13 protein-coding genes are annotated in these 22,162 nt (G+C 65.2%); 8 read left to right on the forward strand and 5 right to left on the reverse strand.

The window, feature by feature from the left end; translation table 11 throughout:
• The first annotated feature begins 73 nt into the window (after positions 1-73).
• From atpG to SB764_RS14455, 3 genes are all read left to right on the forward strand, one after another.
• Positions 74-958, forward strand: a complete 885-nt coding sequence (gene atpG, locus SB764_RS14445; RefSeq protein ID WP_065061752.1) for a F0F1 ATP synthase subunit gamma — start codon at positions 74-76, stop codon at positions 956-958.
• Positions 959-1,044: 86 nt separating this feature from the next.
• Complete coding sequence (gene atpD, locus SB764_RS14450) at positions 1,045-2,439, forward strand: F0F1 ATP synthase subunit beta (protein WP_065061751.1); 1,395 nt, start codon at positions 1,045-1,047, stop codon at positions 2,437-2,439.
• A gap of 101 nt (positions 2,440-2,540) precedes the next feature.
• Positions 2,541-2,966 carry a F0F1 ATP synthase subunit epsilon gene (locus SB764_RS14455; RefSeq protein WP_065061750.1) on the forward strand — a complete coding sequence of 142 codons (426 nt, stop codon included), beginning with the start codon at positions 2,541-2,543 and terminating at the stop codon, positions 2,964-2,966.
• Between the two features lie 99 nt (positions 2,967-3,065).
• Here the strand turns inward: SB764_RS14455 and SB764_RS14460 are convergent, their stop codons facing one another.
• Positions 3,066-4,982: a hypothetical protein gene (locus SB764_RS14460; protein WP_410863865.1), complete on the reverse strand. Its 1,917-nt coding sequence runs from the start codon at positions 4,980-4,982 to the stop codon at positions 3,066-3,068.
• A gap of 465 nt (positions 4,983-5,447) precedes the next feature.
• On the opposite strand from SB764_RS14460, the gene SB764_RS14465 reads away from it, so the two are divergent.
• Positions 5,448-7,199, forward strand: coding sequence for an AMP-binding protein (locus tag SB764_RS14465; RefSeq protein WP_183713009.1), 1,752 nt, complete (start codon positions 5,448-5,450; stop codon positions 7,197-7,199).
• 892 nt (positions 7,200-8,091) lie between these two features.
• On the opposite strand, the gene SB764_RS14470 is transcribed toward SB764_RS14465, so the two are convergent.
• Positions 8,092-8,925 carry a transporter substrate-binding domain-containing protein gene (locus SB764_RS14470; protein WP_110327861.1) on the reverse strand — a complete coding sequence of 278 codons (834 nt, stop codon included), beginning with the start codon at positions 8,923-8,925 and terminating at the stop codon, positions 8,092-8,094.
• Positions 8,926-9,234: 309 nt separating this feature from the next.
• Between SB764_RS14470 and hemE the strand changes: the two genes are divergently transcribed.
• Entirely contained in the window at positions 9,235-10,326 is a 1,092-nt protein-coding gene (gene hemE, locus SB764_RS14475; protein WP_065061747.1) for a uroporphyrinogen decarboxylase, read from the forward strand.
• 438 nt (positions 10,327-10,764) lie between these two features.
• Complete coding sequence (locus SB764_RS14480) at positions 10,765-13,122, forward strand: primosomal protein N' (RefSeq protein ID WP_410863867.1); 2,358 nt, start codon at positions 10,765-10,767, stop codon at positions 13,120-13,122.
• A 49-nt stretch (positions 13,123-13,171) separates the two neighbouring features.
• On the opposite strand, the gene SB764_RS14485 is transcribed toward SB764_RS14480, so the two are convergent.
• Positions 13,172-13,321, reverse strand: a complete 150-nt coding sequence (locus tag SB764_RS14485; RefSeq protein ID WP_167371403.1) for a hypothetical protein — start codon at positions 13,319-13,321, stop codon at positions 13,172-13,174.
• 288 nt (positions 13,322-13,609) lie between these two features.
• Between SB764_RS14485 and putA the strand changes: the two genes are divergently transcribed.
• Together putA and SB764_RS14495 are read left to right on the forward strand one after the other, a co-directional pair.
• Positions 13,610-17,551, forward strand: a complete 3,942-nt coding sequence (gene putA, locus SB764_RS14490; RefSeq protein WP_065062242.1) for a trifunctional transcriptional regulator/proline dehydrogenase/L-glutamate gamma-semialdehyde dehydrogenase — start codon at positions 13,610-13,612, stop codon at positions 17,549-17,551.
• Positions 17,552-17,643: 92 nt separating this feature from the next.
• Positions 17,644-18,792 carry a branched-chain amino acid ABC transporter substrate-binding protein gene (locus tag SB764_RS14495; RefSeq protein ID WP_065061745.1) on the forward strand — a complete coding sequence of 383 codons (1,149 nt, stop codon included), beginning with the start codon at positions 17,644-17,646 and terminating at the stop codon, positions 18,790-18,792.
• A 141-nt stretch (positions 18,793-18,933) separates the two neighbouring features.
• Here SB764_RS14495 and SB764_RS14500 read toward each other — a convergent pair whose 3' ends face one another.
• Together SB764_RS14500 and SB764_RS14505 are read right to left on the reverse strand one after the other, a co-directional pair.
• Positions 18,934-20,664 (reverse strand): thiamine pyrophosphate-binding protein, encoded by a 1,731-nt coding sequence (locus tag SB764_RS14500; protein WP_322003557.1) that lies wholly within the window; start codon positions 20,662-20,664, stop codon positions 18,934-18,936.
• Positions 20,665-20,752: 88 nt separating this feature from the next.
• Complete coding sequence (locus SB764_RS14505; RefSeq protein ID WP_074982832.1) at positions 20,753-22,141, reverse strand: L-serine ammonia-lyase; 1,389 nt, start codon at positions 22,139-22,141, stop codon at positions 20,753-20,755.
• Positions 22,142-22,162 lie beyond the last annotated feature (21 nt).

Below are 22,162 nucleotides of genomic sequence, written 5' to 3' on the forward strand. Positions count from 1 at the left end.
GAATCAATCTAGATAAACGGACTGGGATCCGGGTTGGCGCGAGCGCCGACCCGGATCGACAAAGGAGCAAGCAATGGCTGGAATGAAGGAAATTCGCGGCAAGATCAAGAGCGTGCAAAACACGCGCAAGATCACCAAGGCGATGGAAATGGTTGCGGCGTCGAAAATGCGCCGTGCCCAGGAGCGCATGCGCGCCGCCCGCCCGTACGCCGACAAGGTCCGCGACATCGCTGCGCACATGAGCCGTGCGAACCCCGAGTATCGTCATCCGTTCATGACGGAGAACAACGATGCGAAGGTCGCCGGCGTGATTCTCGTCACGACCGACAAGGGTCTGTGCGGCGGGATGAACACCAACGTGCTGCGCGCGACGCTGCAGAAGTTCAAGGATCTGGAAGCGTCCGGCACGTCGGTCGAAGCTACGGCGATCGGCAGCAAGGGCCTCGGTTTCCTGAACCGTCTGCGCGCGAAAGTCGTGTCGAATGTCGTGCAACTCGGCGACACGCCGCATCTGGAAAAGCTGATCGGCGCCATCAAGGTGCAGCTCGACCAGTACTCGGAAGGCAAGCTCTCGGCCGTGTATCTCGCATACACGCGCTTCGTCAATACGATGAAGCAGGAGCCGGTCATCGAGCAGCTGCTGCCGCTGTCGAACGAGCGCCTCGAAGGCGGTCAGGACGATGGCGCGACGCCGAAGTCGCAGTGGGACTACATCTACGAGCCGGACGCGCAAACCGTCGTGGACGAGTTGCTGGTCCGCTATGTCGAAGCGCTGGTCTATCAGGCCGTCGCGGAAAACATGGCGTCGGAGCAATCGGCACGTATGGTCGCGATGAAGGCGGCGTCGGACAACGCGAAGACGGTCATCAACGAACTGCAGCTCTCGTACAACAAGAGCCGCCAGGCCGCGATTACGAAGGAACTGTCGGAAATCGTGGGCGGCGCAGCAGCCGTCTGACCCGAATAGCGAACGCGAATCCGCGCCGGCGTACCCGGTGTGTGCCGCCAGGCGAGTGAAGAATTCAGGTATCTAAAGGAAAATCGATGAGTACAACTGCTTTGCCGGAAGGCAAGATCGTACAGTGCATCGGCGCGGTGATCGACGTGGAATTCCCGCGCGAGAGCATGCCGAAGATCTACGACGCGCTCATTCTCGACGGGTCGGAACTGACCCTCGAAGTGCAGCAGCAGCTCGGTGACGGCGTCGTGCGCACCATCTGTCTGGGTGCGTCGGACGGCCTGCGCCGCGGCACCGTGGTGAAGAACACGGGCAAGCCCATCAGCGTGCCGGTCGGCAAGCCGACGCTCGGCCGTATCATGGACGTGCTCGGCCGTCCGATCGACGAAGCCGGCCCGATCGTCAGCGAAACGACGCGCGCGATCCACCAGAAGGCTCCGGCGTTCGACGAGTTGTCGCCGTCGGCGGAACTGCTCGAAACCGGCATCAAGGTCATCGACCTGATCTGCCCGTTCGCAAAGGGCGGCAAGGTCGGCCTGTTCGGTGGCGCCGGTGTGGGCAAGACCGTCAACATGATGGAACTGATCAACAACATCGCTAAGGAACACGGTGGTTTCTCCGTGTTCGCCGGTGTTGGCGAGCGTACCCGCGAAGGGAACGACTTCTATCACGAAATGAAGGACTCGAACGTTCTCGACAAGGTCGCGCTGGTCTACGGCCAGATGAACGAGCCGCCGGGCAACCGTCTGCGCGTCGCGCTGACCGGTCTGACGATGGCCGAGCACTTCCGTGACGAAGGCCTCGACGTGCTGTTCTTCGTCGACAACATCTACCGTTTCACGCTGGCTGGCACGGAAGTGTCGGCACTGCTCGGCCGTATGCCGTCGGCAGTGGGCTATCAGCCGACGCTGGCTGAAGAAATGGGCAAGCTGCAAGAGCGCATCACGTCGACCAAGAAGGGCTCGATTACGTCGGTTCAGGCCGTGTACGTCCCTGCGGACGACTTGACCGACCCGTCGCCGGCTACGACCTTCGGCCACCTGGACGCAACCGTCGTGCTGTCGCGTGACATCGCCTCGCTGGGTATCTACCCGGCAGTCGACCCGCTCGACTCGACCTCGCGCCAGATCGACCCGAACGTGATCGGTGAAGAGCACTACTCGATCACGCGCCGCGTGCAACAGACGCTCCAGCGCTACAAGGAACTGCGTGACATCATCGCAATTCTGGGCATGGACGAACTGTCGCCGGACGACAAGCTGTCGGTCGCTCGCGCACGTAAGATCCAGCGTTTCCTGTCGCAGCCGTTCCACGTCGCGGAAGTCTTCACGGGCTCGCCGGGCAAGTACGTGCCGCTGAAGGAAACCATCCGCGGCTTCAAGATGATCGTGGAAGGTGAGTGCGATCACCTGCCGGAGCAGGCGTTCTACATGGTCGGCACGATCGACGAAGCCTTCGAAAAGGCCAAGAAGATCCAGTAAGGGTCGCGTTGCAGGCAACGAGGCGAGATGTGTCGCGCTGGTTTTATCGGCATTGACGGATCTCGCCGCCGCAACCCCTTGACCCCAGGAGTTCGACACATATGGCAGCAACCATCAAGGTAGACGTCGTCAGCGCCGAAGAGAGCATCTATGACGGCCAGGCGAAGTTCGTCGCGCTTCCGGGCGAGGCGGGCGAGCTGGGCATTCTGCCGGGCCACACGCCGCTCATCACGCGGATTCGTCCGGGTGCGGTGCGTATCGTGGGCGCGGACGGCAATGAAGAGTTCGTGTTCGTCGCAGGCGGCATTCTCGAAGTGCAGCCGGGCGCCGTGACGGTGCTCGCCGACACCGCGATCCGCGGCAAGGATCTCGACGAAGCGAAGGCCGCCGAAGCGCGCAAGCGCGCCGAAGAGGCGCTGCAGAACGCCGGCTCGAACCTCGAGTACGCCACCGCGCAGGCCGAACTGGCCTACGCCGTTGCGCAACTCGCGGCGATCCAGCGTCTGCGCAAGCAACACCAGCATTGATTCCCGCACGCGCCTTCGAGGCGCGTGTGACCGAATCGAAAAAGCTCCCCGGCGATCGCGCCGGGGAGCTTTTTTTATGGGCCGACGCGAGCGGGCAGCTTAGCCGCGGCCGCTGTCGTTCAGCACTTCGACGCGCATCACGCCCTGACGCTCCGAGAAGTAATTCACGTTCGAGAACAGGTAGTCGCCGGCGCGGACGTGTTCGAGGATCAGTGCGCGGCCCGCACGCGTGAGCTTGGGTTCGGCGAGCAGGGCGTCGAGGTCGGCCTGGGTGAGGCGGCGCTGATGCTCGTCGTCGCGCCAGTTCTCGCCCTCGCGCAGCGCGCCCTGAAGCTTGAATTCGGACGTGAAGACGCGCGTGCCGTCGAGTCCGTAGACGCTCATGCTGACGGGCATGATGCCCGCGTCGTAGGCATCCTGCGGCACGATTTCGTGGATGAAGACGTTATTGCCCGACGTGAAGCCGTCGAGCCGCACCGAGCCGTTCGGACCCGTCACGCCGAGGCGCAAGATCGCCGTGCTATTGCTCGCGCCGATGGCGTCTCTCACGATCGGCAAGACGCCGAGATACGAGCTGGTGGCGAGGAACAGCACGCCTGCCTTCTCCTTGTCCTGCGCGCCAGGCGTAAAGCGCTTGTCGATCTGCACGCTCACCGATTTGTTGATGCCGACGATCTCGACCTGCGCCGTTTGCGCGCCGATCTCGAAGGCCACCGCGCCGTCGATGTCGTCCACGGGGGCGCGTCGCTCGCCGTCGATCAAGGCGGTGAAGTCCCAGCCGGTGCGCTGGAAATAGCGCAGCGAGACGCCATCGGCATTGCGGCCAATCACGAACTCGTAGAGCCAGTATTGGCCGGGCTCCAGCATCAGTTCGACGACGTTCGCGCCGACCACCGTCAACACGCCGCCGATCAGTTTGCTCGTATCGACCGCACCGTCGGCCAGCGCGAAGTCGCCGTAATGCGTGCCCGCCGGCACGACGCCGAACGTGTACTGAATCGTGTCGTCGGGATTCGAATAGCCGTTGGCATCGGCGCCCGGCACGCCCGCCCAGATCTTCTTCGACAGACGCAGCTTGCCCTTCTTGCCGGTGTTGTTCGTCACCTCGACACGCATCAGTCCCTGGCGCTCGTAGAAGTAGTTCTGGTTCGTGAACAGCCAGTCGCCCACGCGCAGATTCGTGTGGATCAGCGCGCGTCCCGCTTCGGTGAACTTGGGATTGCGCAGCAGCGCGTCGAGTTCGTCCTGCGTGACTTCGTGCGCGTCGGGGAATCCGGCGCTATACCAGAGCGTTCCGTCGAGCCGGTACACGTCCATCTTCTGTGGCCGCACGCCCGCGTCGTAACTCGCCTTGGGCACGACTTCGTGGATGAAGACGTTGTTGCCCGACGTGAAGCCGTCGAGGCGCACCTTGCCATCCATGCCGGTGATGCCGACGCGGACCACCGCGTTACCGTCGAAATTCGCGGAGCCCAGTTGCGTGAGGCCGAGATAGGAACTCGTGCCGAAGAACAGCACGCCGTTCGTGCGCCCGGTGCCGCTGCTCAAGCGCTTGTCGAGTTCGACGCACACGGCCTTGTTGATGGCGACGATGCTCATCTCGCGCGTTTGTGCGCCGACTTCGAAGAGCACGGCGCCGTCGTTGTCGTCGACGGGCGAACGCCGTTCGCCGTCCACCACGGCGGTGAAATCCCAGCCGGTGCGCTGGTAATAGCGCGGCGTGACGCCATCCGCATCGCGCCCGATCACGAACTCGTACAGCCAGTAGCGCCCCGGTGCGAGCGCAACGTCGGTCGTGTTGTCGCCCGTCACCATGAGGATGCCGCCGGTCAGCCGATACGTGTCGACCGAGCCGTCCGCACGGGCGAAATCGCGGAAATGCGTGCCTTCGGGCACGACGCCGAACGCGTACTGGATCGTATCGGCGGGATCGGAATAGCCGTTGGCATCGGATCCGGGCACGCCGGCCCAGATTTTTTTCGAGAGTTTCAGACGGCAGGTAGCGGTGGGGTTCATCAGGACTCCAGGTTGGGAGATTTCCTACGCAACAGGTTGATAAGAACTACGAAATAATCGGCAGAAGTCAAAACATCGTGAGACGGCTGTAAGGCAGCGGCGATTGCATTACGAATCGGTGCCGAAGTCCATCAGACGCTTGAGAGTGCGCGACGCGATGTCGCGATGCGGCGCGGGAAAAGCGCCAAACCTTGCGCGCGAATAAAGCCGCCGCCGCGACCTGCTGCGGGCGAGACGGCGTCGGGCCGCCTTCCGCGCCCCGCACAAACCTGGGTTCAAACTACTTGACGTTTACGGAAAGGTAATGCGAAATCATGCCTTCGAGCGTGCCGCCCCAAGCGGCGCGAGCGGTCCTGCCCGCGTGCGCTGCGGGTAAAACTTGATGCCGCCGCCGCGCATCGCGGTGGAGAATAGATTTCAAAATCATTTCAACCGGGAGCGCGGCTCCCGCAGGAGACAGCCACCATGGCAATCGACGCAGCAGGCGCGGCGGCCGCGCGCGAAGCGCTCATCGCGCCGCAGGACGGTCTTTCCTACGTGCGCGGGACAGCCGCCACGCCGCTCTCCGACGCCACCATCGGTGAATTCCTGCACGAGACCGTCAGCCGCTTTCCGGAGCGGCCCGCCGTCGTGTTCCGCGAGCAGGGCATACGCTGGAACTGGCGCGAGTTCGCGGCCGAAGTCGACGTGATGGCGGCCGGTCTCGCGGAACTGGGCATCGAGAAGGGCGACCGCGTGGGCATCTGGTCGCCCAATCGCGTCGAATGGCTGCTCACGCAGTTCGCGACGGCGCGCATCGGCGCGGTGCTGGTCAACATCAATCCGGCTTACCGGCTCGCGGAGCTCGAATATGCACTGAACAAGGTCGGCTGCAAGGCGATCGTGGCGGCGGAGCGCTTCAAGACCTCGCAGTATCTGGAGATGCTGCAAACGCTCGCGCCCGAACTCGCGAGCGCGCAGCCCGGCGATTTGCATGCGGCGCGCCTGCCTGCGTTGCGCACGGTGATCCGCATGTGCGATACCGCGACGCCCGGCATGCTCAACTTCAGCGAGCTGATCGAGATGGGCCGCGTTCGGCTCGCGCGCGACGGTTCGGCCTGGCTCGACGCGCTCGGCGCGACGCTCTCGCCCGACGATCCGATCAATATCCAGTTCACGAGTGGCACGACCGGCAATCCGAAGGGCGCGACGCTCACGCATCGCAACGTCGTCAACAACGGGCGCTTCATCGCGATGGCCATGCGTTTGAGCGAGGACGATTCGCTCTGCATCCCGGTGCCGCTGTATCACTGCTTCGGCATGGTGCTCGCGGTGCTGGCGTGCGTGTCGGTCGGCGCGAACATGGTGTTTCCGGGCGAGGCCTTCGATCCGCGCGCGACGCTCGAAGCCGTGTCCGAGGAAGGCTGCACGGCGCTGCATGGCGTGCCGACGATGTTCATCGCCGAGCTCGACCATCCGGACTTCGCGAGCTTCGATCTCTCGCGATTGCGCACGGGCATCATGGCGGGCTCGCCGTGTCCGATCGAAACGATGAAGCGCGTGGTCTCGAAGATGCATCTGGCCGAGATCACCATCGCGTACGGCATGACGGAAACGAGTCCGGTCTCGTTCCAGAGCGCGACCACCGATCCGCTCGACAAGCGCACGACCACGGTGGGCCGCATCCAGCCGCATCTCGAAGTGAAGATCGTCGATCCGCTCGGCAACGTCGTGCCAGTGGGCGAGACGGGCGAGCTGTGCACGCGCGGTTATTCGGTGATGTGCGGCTACTGGGGCGACGAAGCGAAGACGGCGGAGTCGATCATCGACGGCTGGATGCATACGGGCGACCTCGCGACGCTCGACGCCGAAGGCTACTGCAACATCGTGGGCCGCCTGAAGGACATGCTGATACGCGGCGGCGAAAACATCTATCCGCGCGAGATCGAGGAATTCCTGTTCCGCCATCCGAAGGTGCAGACCGTGCAGGTGTTCGGCGTGCCGGACGCGAAGTATGGCGAGGAAGTGTGCGCGTGGATCGTGCTGCGTCCGGGCGAAGGCGCGACGGCCGAGGAGATCCAGGCTTTCTGCCAGGGGCAAATCGCGCACTACAAGATCCCGAAGTACATCCGTTTCGTCGACGAACTGCCGATGACGGTGACGGGCAAGGTGCAGAAGTTCGTGATGCGCGCGCAGATGATCGACGAGTTGAAGATCGACGAACAGAAGACGGCTTGAACCTGCAAGACGTGCGGGCGTGCGCGACAGGGCGAGTCGCGCCGTCGCGCGCCAGGCGCATGGCCGCGGGCGATTGAATCATCCGGATGCCGAAGTAATTGAATCCGGACGATGCGCGTGCGGCGACGCAAATAGTCGAACGATCAGCGAAAAATCAGGAAAAAGCGCGAGGAAAACCGGAAGAAAAACGCGAGGAAGGAAAAACGCGGACGAAAAAAAAGCGGGCCTGGAGCCCGCTAAAAACCACACGCTACGGGGTTAGCGCGAGGAGACCAAAGGAGGAGCCGGCTGATGAAACGTACGAGACGCCGGTCACGGCTCCAGCAAGGATGCCCCTAAGGAGGGCTTCGGCATAAAGCCGACCGGCTGGTGTATCGTGTCCGCTCACACTGGCACCAAGCCACATCCGTGTTGAAACCGTTGAAGGCATTGTGGGCGAATTAATGAACCTTGGCGGTAACAAAGTGTTTCAGGTTGTAACGCCCGCCAGATAAGGCTCCGAGGGATTTTTTGCCATCCGGAGCGGTTTTCGACCGTCATTTTTACCGGCATTTTCCTGTGCTGTCAGCGCGCGCGCAAACGTTAGCGTGAAGCAAAATTCTTATCGCATGAAGAAAGTCCCGCCATGCGGGCGATACGCCGTTTTCGTCACATGAATGCCGCGCGCGGCCACGTGAATGCATGCAGCATCCGCACAGGGCCGTGTATGCGCGGTTCACGGACGGAACATGTCGAAATGCAACGTGTCGTTGCAACTCGTCATATCGTTTAACGAATGTTCGCGCGGCGCGCGCGGCATCGAATGATGCGGATGCAGCAAATCACGCAAGCTGCATCGATCCATCGTGCGCGCGCGACGCGATCTGCGTGTGACCTGCGCATCACTTGCGTTTCACTTCAGCCACTTGTCCGAGATCGACTGATACTCGCCGCTTGCACGCGCAAGATGCAGCCATTGATCGACGTACTGTTGAAACACCACGTCGCCGCGCGGGACCATCCACGCTTTCTCGCCGTATTGAAACGGCTTGTCCGGATGCACCGAGCACAGGCCCGGATTGAGCTTCTGTTGCAGGAGCGTTTCGGAAGCATCGGTGACCATCACGTCGGCCTTGCCCGCGAGGATCTGCTTGAAGATCGTCACGTTGTCGGGATAGACGGTGAGGTTCGCGTGCGGGAAGAACTGCTTCGCGAAGCGCTCGTTCGTGCCGCCCGGATTCACGATCACACGCGTGGATGGCTGATCGATCTGCGCGACGGTCTGATACTTGTTCACATCGTCGCAACGCACGATGGGCGTCTTGCCGTCGACCTGATAGGCCTCGGTGAAGAACGCGCGCTTCTGACGTTCGAGCGTGGTCGAGACACCGCCCACGGCCACGTCGCACTTCGCGAGGAAGTCGGTCATCAGATTGGACCACGTGGTCTTCACGAACTCCGCTTTCACGCCGAGCGACTTCGCGAGCGACTCGGTCATGTCGATGTCGATGCCTTCGAAGGTGCCGTCCGGTTTGTAGAACGAATAGGGCTTGTAGTCGCCGGTCGTGCAGGCGCGCAGCGTGCCGCGCGCGAGCACCTCGTCGAGACGCGAGGGCGCGGCGGCCGTGTTCGGATTCACATTCGGATTCGCGTTCGATTGTGCGAATGCGCAGGGCGTGCCCGCGAGCGCGGCGAGCAAGGCGGCGACGAGTGCGCCGGCGGCGGCGAGCGCCTTGTTGTTCTTCATGCTGCGTGTCTCCTCGTCCTTTGATGGATGCGATGTCATGATCCGGAAAGCCGGTCGATCATAGCCCGCTCGCCATCACGCGTTAAGCATGGACAGACCTGGTAGCGCGCCGCATCGCGCGCGGCAAACCGCGAGCGGCGGCCCGATGCGCGCATGCCACGTCGCGCTGAACATGGTGCCGATGCCGCCCCTGATGCCGCCCCTGAGTCCTCGCGTCGCACTTATGCCGACCATCGGCGCCATGCCGTACGCGTCGGTCCGGTAAAATAGCGGTCTGCTTCCGAATCTCGCGCGCAAGCGCCTCCGCACGTGGCCCACACCCTTCTGAACGACACCTTCCTGCGCGCATTGCTGCGTCAGCCGACCGAGTACACGCCGATCTGGCTGATGCGCCAGGCGGGCCGTTATCTGCCGGAATACAACGCGACGCGCAGCCGCGCGGGCAGTTTCCTCGGCCTGGCGAAGAATCCCGATTACGCGACCGAAGTCACGCTGCAGCCGCTCGAGCGCTATCCGCTCGACGCCGCGATCCTCTTTTCGGACATCCTCACGATTCCGGACGCGATGGGTCTTGGCCTGTCGTTCCAGGCGGGCGAGGGTCCGAAATTCGCGCATCCGGTGCGCACCGAGGAAGACGTGGCGAAGCTCGCCGTGCCCGACATCGGCGCGACGCTCGGCTACGTGACCGATGCCGTGCGCGAGATCCGCCGCGCGCTCACCGACGGCGAGGGTCGTCAGCGCGTGCCGCTGATCGGCTTCTCGGGCAGCCCGTGGACGCTCGCGTGCTATATGGTCGAAGGCGGCGGCTCGGACGATTTCCGCACCGTGAAGTCGATGCTGTACGCGCGCCCGGACCTCATGGAGCGCATTCTCGAGATCAACGCGCAGGCCGTGGCCGCGTATCTGAACGCGCAGATCGAAGCGGGCGCGCAGGCCGTGATGATTTTCGACACCTGGGGCGGCGCGCTCGCCGACGGCATTTATCAGCGTTTCTCGCTGGCCTATATCCAGCGCGTGGTCGACCAGCTCAAGCGCGAGCACGACGGCGAACGCGTGCCGGTGATCACCTTCACGAAGGGCGGCGGGCTGTGGCTCGACGAGATCGCCAATACGGGCGTCGACGCGGTCGGTCTCGACTGGACCGTGAACCTCGGCCGCGCGCGCGAGCGCGTGGGCGATCGCGTGGCGCTGCAAGGCAATCTGGACCCGACCGTGCTGTTCGCGTCGCCGGCGGCGATTCGCGAACAGGCGCGCGCGGTGCTCGACAGTTTCGGCGCGCATCCGGGTCACGTCTTCAATCTCGGCCACGGCATTTCGCAGTTCACGCCGCCTGAAAGCGTCGCCGAACTCGTCGACGAAGTGCATCGTCATAGCCGCGCGCTGCACGCCGCGTCCGCGTGACGTTTTTGTTGCAACGCAGCGCGCAGGGCGGGGCCTGGGCTCCGGGCATCAGGGTAAGACCGGGCTAAAGAGGCCAGCCAGACGCCCTTCGGGGTCTGTCAAGCGTTGACTTATGCACACTTGTCTCGTTGCGGCGCGCAAGAGGGAAAAATTGCCGCAGCGAGCGAGAACGGTCTCGAAAGAATCAATCAGACCCTTGACAGATAAGGCTTTCGCCGCTCCATGGCGTTTTGTGCGGTTTCCCACATAGGCACGCCAAAATGGCTGGCGCGGCGCGTCGACATCGAGTTCTCAACAAAGTTATCCACAGGCGAGACGGCGGGGAGCGCGATTGTTCTGCGGAATCCAAAACTTAGCGCGCAAAGTGAAGTTTTACTTTAAGTTCGGGCGTCGGTGCGCCAGCACACGTAGCGCTGCCGCCGCGAGCGGGGGCGCTGCATGAGCACGCGTTTCGCGCGTGTCGCGCTCGATCACCCGCTGGACGCGCTCTACGACTACCGCTATCCGGGCGGCTGGCCCGAGCCGCGTCCGGGCATGCTGGTGCGCGTGCCATTCGGACGACGCGAGTCCGTGGGCCTCATCGTGGAAGTGAGTGCTCACAGCGAGGTGCCCGCGAACAAGCTGCGCGACGTCATCGAGGTCTGCGCGTCGTGCCCGCCGCTGTCGGAAAAATGGCTCGCGCTGGTGGAGTTCGCCGCTGATTACTACCAGCGCGGATTGGGCGAAGTCGCGTTGCCGGCCTTGCCGCAAGCGTTGCGCGACCCGCCGCGCTGGCCGCGCCTGCTGGCGCCCGAGGAACGTTATCGGCTGCTGCCCGCGGGCCGCGAAGCGCTGCCCGAAGCCCTGCCCGCCCGCGCGGCGGCGCTGCGCCGTCTGGCTGAGGCGCTCGTGGCCGCCGGTGAGCTCGATCTCGCCGACGCGCGCGCGCTGCATCCGAAGGCCGCCGCGACGCTCGAATCGTGGCGCGATGCGGGTTGGGTCGAGTACGAGTGCGTCGAGTTCGGCGCCGCGCCGCGCGCATCCGGGCAAATCCCGACCGTAAAAAATACCGACGACGCCGACAGTGCCGATTTGTCCGTCGGCACGAATGGAAACGTCGATGCCCGCGCAACGAACGGGGCTAACGGCGCGAACGGGGCGAAAGAGCCGGCCGCGCTGCACCGCCTGAGCGACGAGCAGCAAACGGCCGTCGAGGCGATTGTCGAATCGAGCGGCTTCGCGCCGTTCCTGCTGCATGGCGTGACGGGCAGCGGCAAGACCGAGGTCTATCTGCGCGCGCTGGCCGCGCGGCTCGAACGCGAGCCCGAGGCGCAGGCGCTGGTGCTCGTCCCCGAAATCAATCTCACGCCGCAGTTCGAGGCGGCGTTCCGCACGCGCTTCGCGGGCGTGCTGCCCGACGGCGCGATTGTCACGATGCACAGCGGTCTCGCCGAGGGCGAACGCGCGCGCCACTGGCTCGCCGCGCACACGGGCCGCGCGCGCATCGTGCTGGGCACGCGGCTGGCCGTGATGGCGTCGCTGCCGCATCTGGCGATGATCGTCGTCGACGAGGAGCACGATCCCGCCTACAAGCAGCAGGAAGGGCTGCGCTACTCGGCGCGCGATCTGGCCGTGTGGCGCGCCAAGCAGCTTGCGATTCCGGTCGTGCTGGGTTCGGCCACGCCGTCGCTGGAAAGCTGGTGGCAGGCCGATCAGGGCCGCTATACGCGTCTCACGCTGTCATGCCGCGCGATGGCCGACGCCGTGCTGCCGACTGTCAAGCTGATCGATCTGGAAGAGGAGCGGCGGCGCGGGCGCGCGTCGTTCGAGGGCTTGTCCGGCCCGCTGATCGCGGCCATGAAGGCGCGCCTGGAGCGCGGCGAGCAGAGCCTGATTTTTCTGAACCGGCGCGGCTATGCGCCGACGCTCGCCTGCGACGCCTGCGGCTGGGTTGCCGGCTGTCCGCGCTGCAGCGCCTACGTCGTGCTGCACAAGCCCGAACGCGCGCTGCGCTGCCACCACTGCGGCTGGGAATCGCGCATTCCGCATTCGTGTCCGGAGTGCGGCAACGTCGATATCGCGCCGATGGGACGCGGCACGCAGCGTATCGAGGAAGCGCTCGCGAGCGCGGTGCCGGGCGCGCGCGTGCTGCGCATCGACGCCGACAGCACGCGTCGCAAAGGCAGCGCGCAGGCGCTTTTCTCCGATGTGCACGCGGGCGAAGTCGACATCCTCGTGGGCACGCAGATGGTCGCGAAGGGCCACGACTTCCAGCGCGTCTCGCTGGTGGGCGTGCTGAACGCCGACAACGCGCTGTTCTCGCACGATTTTCGCGCGAGCGAGCGCCTGTTCGCGCAACTGATGCAGGTGAGCGGCCGCGCGGGCCGCGCCGGGCTGCCCGGCGAGGTGCTGGTGCAGACGCGTTATCCGCGCCACGCGATTTATCACGCGCTCGCGCGCCACGATTACGTGGGTTTCGCGAATTCGCAGGTCAAGGAGCGTCGCGACGCGCATCTTCCGCCGTTCGTCTATCAGGCCTTGCTGCGCGCCGAGGGGCGCACGCTCGAAGCGGCGCTCGCGTTTCTTGCCGAAGCGGCCGCGGCGCTCACGGCCATTCCGGCCGCGTCGCGCGTGATGGCCTACGACGCCGTGCCGCTGACGATCGTGAAGGTCATGAACGTGCACCGCGCGCAGTTGCTCATCGAGAGCCAGTCGCGCGCGGCCCTGCAGGCCACGCTGCACGCGTGGCAACCCGCGCTGCGCGCGCTACGCGGCGTGCTGCGCTGGAATCTCGAAGTCGATCCGCTCGATATTTGAGGGCAACCCCCGCCGCCCGATCGCGATGTCGATACGACGCCGCTGTGTCTTAGCGCTGCGTTCCGCCCGCCGCGTCGCCCTGACTGGCGCGCACGACACGCAGCTTGCGCGTTTCCGGCGCCGTCGCGCCACGGATGAACAGCACGGCGCACAGTGCGCACATGCTCCAGACACCTGCCACCACCAGCCACTTTTCCATTTTTTGGTCCTCGCGCCGGTTCGAACGTCCGGCTCCCCGTTGTTCTTTGTATAACGGCACGGCGACAGAAACGATTAGGGTTACCCAGAAAGTGTGGGCCAGGGAAAATACCGAGTGCAGACGCGCCGCCACGGCTGGCGGGCATCTGGCGCAAACCCAGGCCCCACGGGCCTTCTCGCGGGGTGCAACCAGGCATTTTGAATGGTTGCACCTTTTTAATTGGAGGGGTACGATTCGCCAACTTTTTTAGTCTTGGCCGGTGCGGGTCAGCCGGCATACGAAGGAAACATGGCTAGCACCACCCTTGGCGTCAAGGTCGACGACCTCCTCCGCTCGCGGCTCAAAGATGCCGCCACGCGCCTCGAGCGCACCCCGCACTGGCTCATCAAGCAGGCCATCTTCGCTTACCTCGAAAAAATCGAGCACGGCCAGCTGCCGCCGGAGCTGAACGGCCACGTCGGCGCTACCGATCTGGGCGACGGTTCCACCGACGGCCCGGACGAGTACGCCTCGCATCCGTTCCTCGAGTTCGCCCAGAACGTGCAACCGCAGTCGGTGCTGCGCGCGGCGATCACGGCGGCGTACCGTCGTCCGGAGCCGGAGTGCGTGCCGTTCCTGATCGGCGAGGCGCGTCTGCCCGCCAATCTCACCGGCGACGTCACCAAGCTCGCCACGAAGCTCGTCGAAACGCTGCGCGCCAAGCGCACGGGCGGCGGCGTCGAAGGCCTGATCCACGAGTTTTCGCTGTCGAGCCAGGAAGGCGTGGCGCTGATGTGTCTCGCCGAAGCGCTGCTGCGTATTCCCGACCGCGCCACGCGCGACGCGCTGATCCGCGACAAGATCAGCAAGGGCGACTGGAAATCGCACGTCGGCCACGCGCCGTCGCTGTTCGTGAACGCCGCGACCTGGGGCCTCATGATCACCGGCAAGCTGGTGACGACGAATAGCGAAACGGGTCTGTCGTCGGCGCTCACGCGCATGATCGGCAAGGGCGGCGAGCCGCTGATCCGCAAGGGCGTCGACATGGCGATGCGCCTGATGGGCGAGCAGTTCGTCACCGGCGAGAACATCTCGGAAGCGCTCGCGAACAGCCGCAAGTTCGAAGCACGCGGCTTCCGCTATTCGTACGACATGCTCGGCGAAGCGGCGACGACCGAAGCCGACGCGCAGCGCTACTACGCCTCGTACGAACAGGCGATCCACGCAATCGGCAAGGCAGCGGGCGGACGCGGCATCTACGAAGGCCCCGGCATTTCGATCAAGCTCTCCGCGCTGCATCCGCGCTACTCGCGCGCGCAGCAGGAACGCACGATGAACGAGCTGCTGCCGCGCGTGCGTGCACTCGCCGTGCTCGCGCGCCGCTACGACATCGGCCTCAATATCGACGCCGAAGAAGCCGACCGTCTCGAACTCTCGCTCGACCTGCTCGAAGCGCTCTGTTTCGACTCGGAACTCGCGGGGTGGAACGGCATCGGTTTCGTGGTGCAGGCTTACCAGAAGCGCTGCCCGTTCGTGATCGACTACATCGTCGATCTCGCGCGCCGCAGCCGTCACCGCATCATGGTGCGCCTCGTGAAGGGCGCGTACTGGGACACGGAAATCAAGCGTGCGCAGGTCGACGGCCTCGAAGGCTATCCGGTCTACACGCGCAAGATCTACACCGACGTGTCGTACCTCGCGTGCGCGAAGAAGCTGCTCGGCGCGCCCGACGCGGTGTACCCGCAGTTCGCCACGCACAACGCGTACACGCTGGCCGCGATCTATCACCTCGCGGGCAACAATTACTATCCTGGCCAGTACGAATTCCAGTGCCTGCACGGCATGGGCGAGCCGCTGTACGAAGAAGTCACCGGCCCGCTCGCGCAAGGCAAGCTGAACCGTCCGTGCCGCGTCTACGCGCCGGTCGGCACGCACGAAACGCTGCTCGCGTACCTCGTGCGCCGTCTGCTCGAAAACGGCGCGAACACCTCGTTCGTGAACCGTATCGCCGATGAAACCGTGCCGGTCGCGGAACTCGTGACGAACCCCGTCGACGACGCCGCGAAGGTCGTGCCGCCGGGCGCGCCGCACACGAAGATTCCGCTGCCGCGCGAACTGTTCGGCAGCGAGCGTCTGAATTCGATGGGCCTCGATCTGTCGAACGAACATCGCCTCGCGTCGCTGTCGTCGGCGCTGCTGGCGAGCGCGCATCATCCGTGGCGCGCCGCGCCGATGCTCGCCGATATCGACCTCGCCGAAGGCACCGCACGTGATGTACGCAATCCGGCCGATCATCGCGATCTGGTCGGCACCGTGGTGGAAGCGACGAGCGAGCACGTGAGCGCCGCGCTCTCGCACGCCGTGGCCGCCGCGCCGATCTGGCAGGCGACGCCCGTCGATGCGCGCGCCGACTGCCTCGCGCGCGCCGCCGATCTGCTCGAAGCGCAGATGCACACGCTGATGGGCCTGATCGTGCGCGAAGCGGGCAAGTCGCTGCCGAACGCGGTGGCGGAAATCCGCGAAGCGATCGATTTCCTGCGCTATTACTCGACGCAGATCCGCGAGGAATTCTCGAACGACACGCATCGTCCGCTCGGTCCGGTCGTGTGTATCAGCCCGTGGAATTTCCCGCTGGCGATCTTCATGGGCCAGGTCGCCGCCGCGCTCGCCGCCGGCAACACGGTGCTCGCGAAGCCCGCGGAACAAACGCCGCTGATCGCCGCGCAAGCCGTGCGCATCCTGCGCGAAGCGGGCGTGCCCGCCGGCGCGGTGCAACTGCTGCCGGGCGACGGCGAAACCGTGGGCGCGGCGCTGGTCGCCGATCACCGCACGCGCGCCGTCATGTTCACGGGCTCGACCGAAGTCGCGCGCCTCATCAACAAGCAGCTTTCGCAGCGTCTGGATTCGGAGGGCCGTCCGATTCCGCTGATCGCCGAAACGGGCGGCCAGAACGCGATGATCGTCGATTCGTCGGCGCTCGCGGAACAGGTCGTCGCCGACGTGCTGCAAAGCGCGTTCGACTCGGCGGGCCAGCGCTGCTCGGCGCTGCGCGTGCTGTGTCTGCAGGACGACGTGGCCGAGCGCACGCTCGAAATGCTCACGGGCGCGATGAAGGAACTGGCGATTGGCAATCCTGATCGTCTGTCCGCCGACGTCGGTCCGGTGATCGACGTGGAAGCCAAGCGCGGCATCGACACGCACGTCGCGACGATGCGCGAGAAGGGCCGCAAGGTCACGCAGATGCCGATGGCCGACAGCTGCGGCGCAGGCACTTTCGTGCCGCCGACGCTGATCGAAATCGACAGCCTCGACGAACTCAAGCGCGAAGTGTTCGGCCCGGTGCTGCACGTGATCCGCTATCGCCGCAGCCAGCTCGACAAGCTGCTCGAACAGATCCGCGCGACCGGTTACGGCCTCACGCTCGGCATCCACACGCGTATCGATGAAACGATCGCGCACGTCGTGGGCCGCGCGCATGTCGGCAACATTTATGTGAACCGCAACGTGATCGGCGCGGTGGTCGGCGTGCAGCCGTTCGGCGGCGAAGGTCTGTCGGGCACGGGTCCGAAGGCGGGCGGCGCGCTGTATCTGTCGCGTCTGCTGGCCAAGCGTCCGGCCGGTCTGCCGCAATCGCTCACGAAGGCGCTGGTGGTCGACATGCCGCAAGGCGAGAACGGCGAGCGTCCGCAGTCGGCGCAAGGCAATCTCGCGGTGCTGCGCGACTGGCTGATCGCCGAACGCCAACCGGCGCTCGCGGCGCGTTGCGAAGGCTATCTGGAATACGTGCTCGCGGGCGCCACGGCGGTGCTGCCGGGCCCGACGGGCGAGCGCAACACCTACACGCTGTCCGCGCGCGGCACGGTGCTGTGCGTGGCCTCGACGCCGACCGGCGCGCGCGCGCAACTCGCGGTCGTGCTGGCGACGGGCAACCGCGCGCTGTTCCAGGGCGCGGCCGGTGAAGCGCTGGTGAACGCGCTGCCCGCGTCGCTGAAGGCGCACGTTGCGATCAAGAAGACGGCCGATGCCGAATTCGACGCCGTGCTGTTCGAAGGCGACAGCGACGAACTGCTCGGCCTCGTGAAGGAAGTGGCGAAGCGCGGCGGTCCGATCGTCTCGGTGCAGGGCGTGGCGGCGCATGCGCTCGCCAACGGCGACGAAGATTACGCGCTCGAACGACTGCTCACGGAGCGCTCGGTGAGCGTGAATACCGCAGCGGCAGGCGGTAATGCAAATCTGATGACGATCGGCTAAGCACAGTCCATACTGTCGGTCGTCTCAAGACAAGGAAGCGGCAAGGCTCGCGCCGAAGCCGCTCATTTGATACCTGGTACCAAGGAGAAGCTATGCAACACACGATGAAGCAGCTGGCAGGCGCAGCGCTGGTTGCGGCCCTGTCGCTGGCGGGGACCGCGCAGGCGCAGCAGGCGGAGGACGTCAAGATTGGTTTCGCAGGTCCGATGACGGGTGCGCAGGCGCACTACGGCAAGGACTTCCAGAACGGCATCACGCTCGCCGTCGAGGAAATGAATGCGACCAAGCCGGTGATCGGCGGCAAGCCGGTTCACTTCGTGCTGGATTCGGCCGATGACCAGGCCGACCCGCGCACGGGCACGACGGTCGCGCAAAAGCTCGTCGACGACGGCATCAAGGGCATGCTCGGCCACTTCAACTCGGGCACGACGATCCCGGCTTCGCGCATCTACGCGAACGCAGGCATCCCGCAGATCGCCATGGCGACCGCGCCCGAGTACACGCAGCAAGGCTTCAAGACCACGTTCCGCATGATGACCTCGGACACGCAGCAAGGCTCGGTGGCCGGCGCGTTCGCGGTGAAGAACCTGGGCCTGAAGAAGATCGTCGTGATCGACGACCGCACGGCTTACGGCCAGGGTCTTGCCGACGAATTCGCGAAGGCTGCGAAGGCGGCGGGCGGCAATATCATCGACCGTGAATACACCAACGACAAGGCCGTCGACTTCAAGTCGGTCCTGACGAAGGCCAAGGCGATGAACCCCGACCTCGTCTACTTCGGCGGCGCCGATTCGCAAGCCGCGCCGATGGTCAAGCAGATGAAGTCGCTGGGCATCAAGGCGCCGCTGATGGGCGGCGAAATGGTCCACACGCCGACGTTCCTGAAGATCGCGGGCGACGCAGCCAACGGCACCGTGGCCTCGCTGGCGGGCCTGCCGCTCGAGGAAATGCCTGGCGGCAAGGACTACGTCGAGAAGTACAAGAAGCGCTTCGGTGAAGACGTCCAGACGTACTCGCCGTACGCTTACGACGGCGCGATGGCCATGTTCGCAGCCATGAAGAAGGCCAACTCGACGGATCCGGCGAAGTACCTGCCGTTCCTCGCGAAGACCAGCATGCCTGCTGTGACCTCGGCCGACCTCGCGTACGACGCGAAGGGCGACCTGAAGAACGGCGGCATCACGCTGTACAAGGTCGTCGACGGCAAGTGGACGACGCTGCAAAGCGTGGGCGGCAAGTAATCGCTGCCTGACCGCTTCGAGCGGTTCGACGCTGTAAAAAAAGCCCCGCAGGCTTTAAACCTGCGGGGCTTTTTGTTTGCATTTGAATCGCGTCGCGCGAAAGGTGAGGCTATTCAGGATCGCTAACTATATCCCGGCGTGTTACTGCGCACGCGCCTTGCGTCCCTGTTCGCGAACCTGTTCGAGCGTGGCGGCGGGCGTGCTCGCTTCCTTCGTCACGCGAATCTCGATCAGCGCCGGCTTGCCCGCATTCAGCGCGCGATCGAGCGCGCCCGCGAACTGCGCCGTGCTCGTGACCGTTTCGCCGTGCGCGCCGAACGACTGCGCGAAGGCCGCGAAATCTGGATTGGTGAGCTGCGTGCCGTGCACGCGGTTCGGATAATTGCGCTCCTGATGCATGCGGATCGTGCCGTAGTGGCTGTTGTTCACGACGATGAACACCACGTTGAGCCCGTATTGCATGGCGGTCGCGAGTTCGGACGACGCCATCATGAAGCAGCCGTCGCCCGCGAGCGCGACCACGGCGCGTTGCGGATAAAGCGACTTCGCCGCGATGGCCGCGGGCACGCCGTAACCCATCGCGCCGCTGGTGGGCGCAAGCTGCGAGCGGAAATGCCGATACGCGAAATGCCGATGCAGCCACGTTGCGTAATTGCCCGCGCCGTTGGTGACAATGGCGTCGTCGGGCAGGCGCGCGCGCAGTTGCTGCATCACTTCGCCGAGCTGCACGTCGCCGGGCATCGGGCGCGGCGCGCGCCACGCGAGATACGCCTCGTGCGCCTGCGTCGCGCTGCCGGTCCAGGCCACCGAATCCGGCGCGGGCAACGCGGCCAGTTGCGCGGCGAATTCCGCGAGACCGGAGACGATCGGCAGATCGGCGGCATAGACGCGGCCGAGTTCTTCCGCGCCCTGATGCACGTGAATCAGCGTCTGCTTCGTCTTCGGAATGTCGAGCAGCGCGTAGCCCGCCGTGGTGGCTTCGCCCAGACGCGGCCCGAGCGCGAGCAGCACGTCGGCTTCGCGGATGCGCGCGCTCAGCGCCGGATTCGCGCCGAGCCCCACGTCGCCCGCGTAGTTCGGATGATCGTTGTCGAGCGTGTCCTGAAAGCGGAACGCGAGCCCGACCGGCAACTGCCAGTTTTCGACGAAGCGTTGCAGATCGGCGCACGCCTGCGGCGTCCAGCCGTGTCCGCCCGCGATCACGAACGGCTGCTTCGCGTTCGCGAGCAGCTCGCGCACGCGCTCGATCTGCGCCTGCGAGGGCGACGCCTGCACGCGCTGCGCGGCGGGCGCGGTGGGCTGCGCCGTGGCGGCGGGAATCGCGTCGCTCAACATGTCCTCGGGCAGCGCGAGCACGACCGGACCGGGACGCCCCGACATCGCCACATGAAAGGCGTGGCTCAGGTATTCGGGCACGCGCCGCGCGTCGTCGATCTGCGCGACCCACTTCGCCATCTGGCCGAACATGCGCCGATAGTCGATTTCCTGAAACGCCTCGCGGTCCATCTGCTCGCGCGCGACCTGGCCGATCAGCAGGATCATCGGCGACGAATCCTGAAACGCGGTGTGCACGCCGATCGAGGCATGCGTCGCGCCCGGACCGCGCGTGACGAGCGCGACGCCCGGTTTGCCCGTGAGCTTGCCGACCGCTTCGGCCATGTTGGCGGCGGCGGCTTCGTGACGGCACACGAGCGTGTCGATGCGCGCGGTTTCGTCGGCGAGCGCGTCGAGCACGGCAAGATAGCTCTCGCCGGGCACGCAAAACACGCGCTCGACGCCATTGGCGACGAGCGCATCGACGACGAGGCGCGCGCCGGTCACGCTCGCGTGGTGGTCGTGATCGCTGCGGGTCGTTTCGTTCGGCTGCTGCATGGCGATGCCCTCTCCTTCGTTCTTTTCGTGAATCAGGTGGATCGTTTCGAGTCGCTTCGGGTGACGTCAGCAGCCGCGCACGCTCACATCAGCATTCGACGATGTTGACCGCGAGTCCGCCGCGCGACGTTTCCTTGTATTTGGTCTTCATGTCGGCGCCGGTTTCGCGCATCGTCTTGATGACCGAATCGAGCGAGACGTAGTGCGCGCCGTCGCCGCGCAGCGCCATGCGCGCGGCGTTCACGGCTTTCACCGAGGCCATCGCGTTGCGCTCGATGCAGGGAATCTGCACCATGCCGCCGACCGGATCGCAGGTGAGGCCGAGGTTGTGTTCCATGCCGATTTCGGCGGCGTTTTCCACTTGCAGCGGCGTGCCGCCGAGCACGGCGGCGAGCGCGCCCGCCGCCATCGAGCAGGCCACGCCCACTTCGCCCTGGCAGCCGACTTCCGCGCCCGAGATCGACGCGTTGAGCTTGTAGAGAATGCCGATCGCGGCGGCCGTGAGCAGGAAATCGATCACGCCTTGCTCGTTCGCGCCCGGCGTGAAGCGCACGTAGTAGTGCAGCACGGCGGGAATGATGCCGGCCGCGCCGTTGGTCGGCGCAGTGACGACGCGGCCGCCCGCCGCGTTTTCCTCGTTCACGGCGATCGCGTAGAGGTTGATCCAGTCGATCATCGAGAGCGGGTCTTGCAGCGCGCGTTCGGGATGCGCGGTCAGTGCGCGATAAAGCTGCGGCGCGCGGCGCTTGACCTGGAATGGGCCGGGCAGCGTGCCGTCGGCATCGGGATTGTTGATGCCGCAGCCGCGCGACACACACGCCTGCATCACGTCCCAGATGCGCAGAAGGCCGGTGCGGATTTCCTCGTCGCTATGCCAGATGCGCTCGTTTTCGAGCATCAGTTGCGCGATGCTTTTGCCGGTCGAGGCGCACAGCGCGAGCAGTTCGGCGCCCGAGGTGAACGCATGCGGCATCTGCTGCGCGGCGGCCAGCACCTTGGTGTTCGGCGCGCCCGCCGTCACGACGAAACCGCCGCCGACCGAGAGATAAGTGCTTTCGCGCAGCGTCTCGCCGTTGGCGTCGAGCGCGCGCAGCTTCATGCCGTTCGGATGCTCGGGCAGCGCCTGGCGATAAAAGGCGATGTGCTCCTTCATCACGAACGGAATCGTGTGATGGCCGAGCAGCGCGAGCAGGCGCGAGGCGCGCACGGCTTCGAGACGCGCGTTGATGGTCTCGGGATCGACCGTGTCGGGCGCGTCGCCCATCAGGCCGAGCATCACGCCGCGATCGGTGCCGTGGCCTTTGCCGGTCGCGCCGAGCGAGCCGTACAGTTCGACCTTCACGGAGGCGGTGGGCGCGAGCAGCCCGTCGCGCTCGAGTCCTTCGGCGAACATCAGGGCCGCGCGCATCGGTCCGACCGTATGCGAACTGGACGGCCCGATGCCGATTTTGAAAAGGTCGAAAACGCTGACTGCCATGGGTACTGCTCCTGCTTGATC

This window comes from Paraburkholderia sp. SIMBA_027, assembly GCF_046535315.1.
In the GTDB taxonomy this organism is placed as follows: domain Bacteria; phylum Pseudomonadota; class Gammaproteobacteria; order Burkholderiales; family Burkholderiaceae; genus Paraburkholderia; species Paraburkholderia tropica.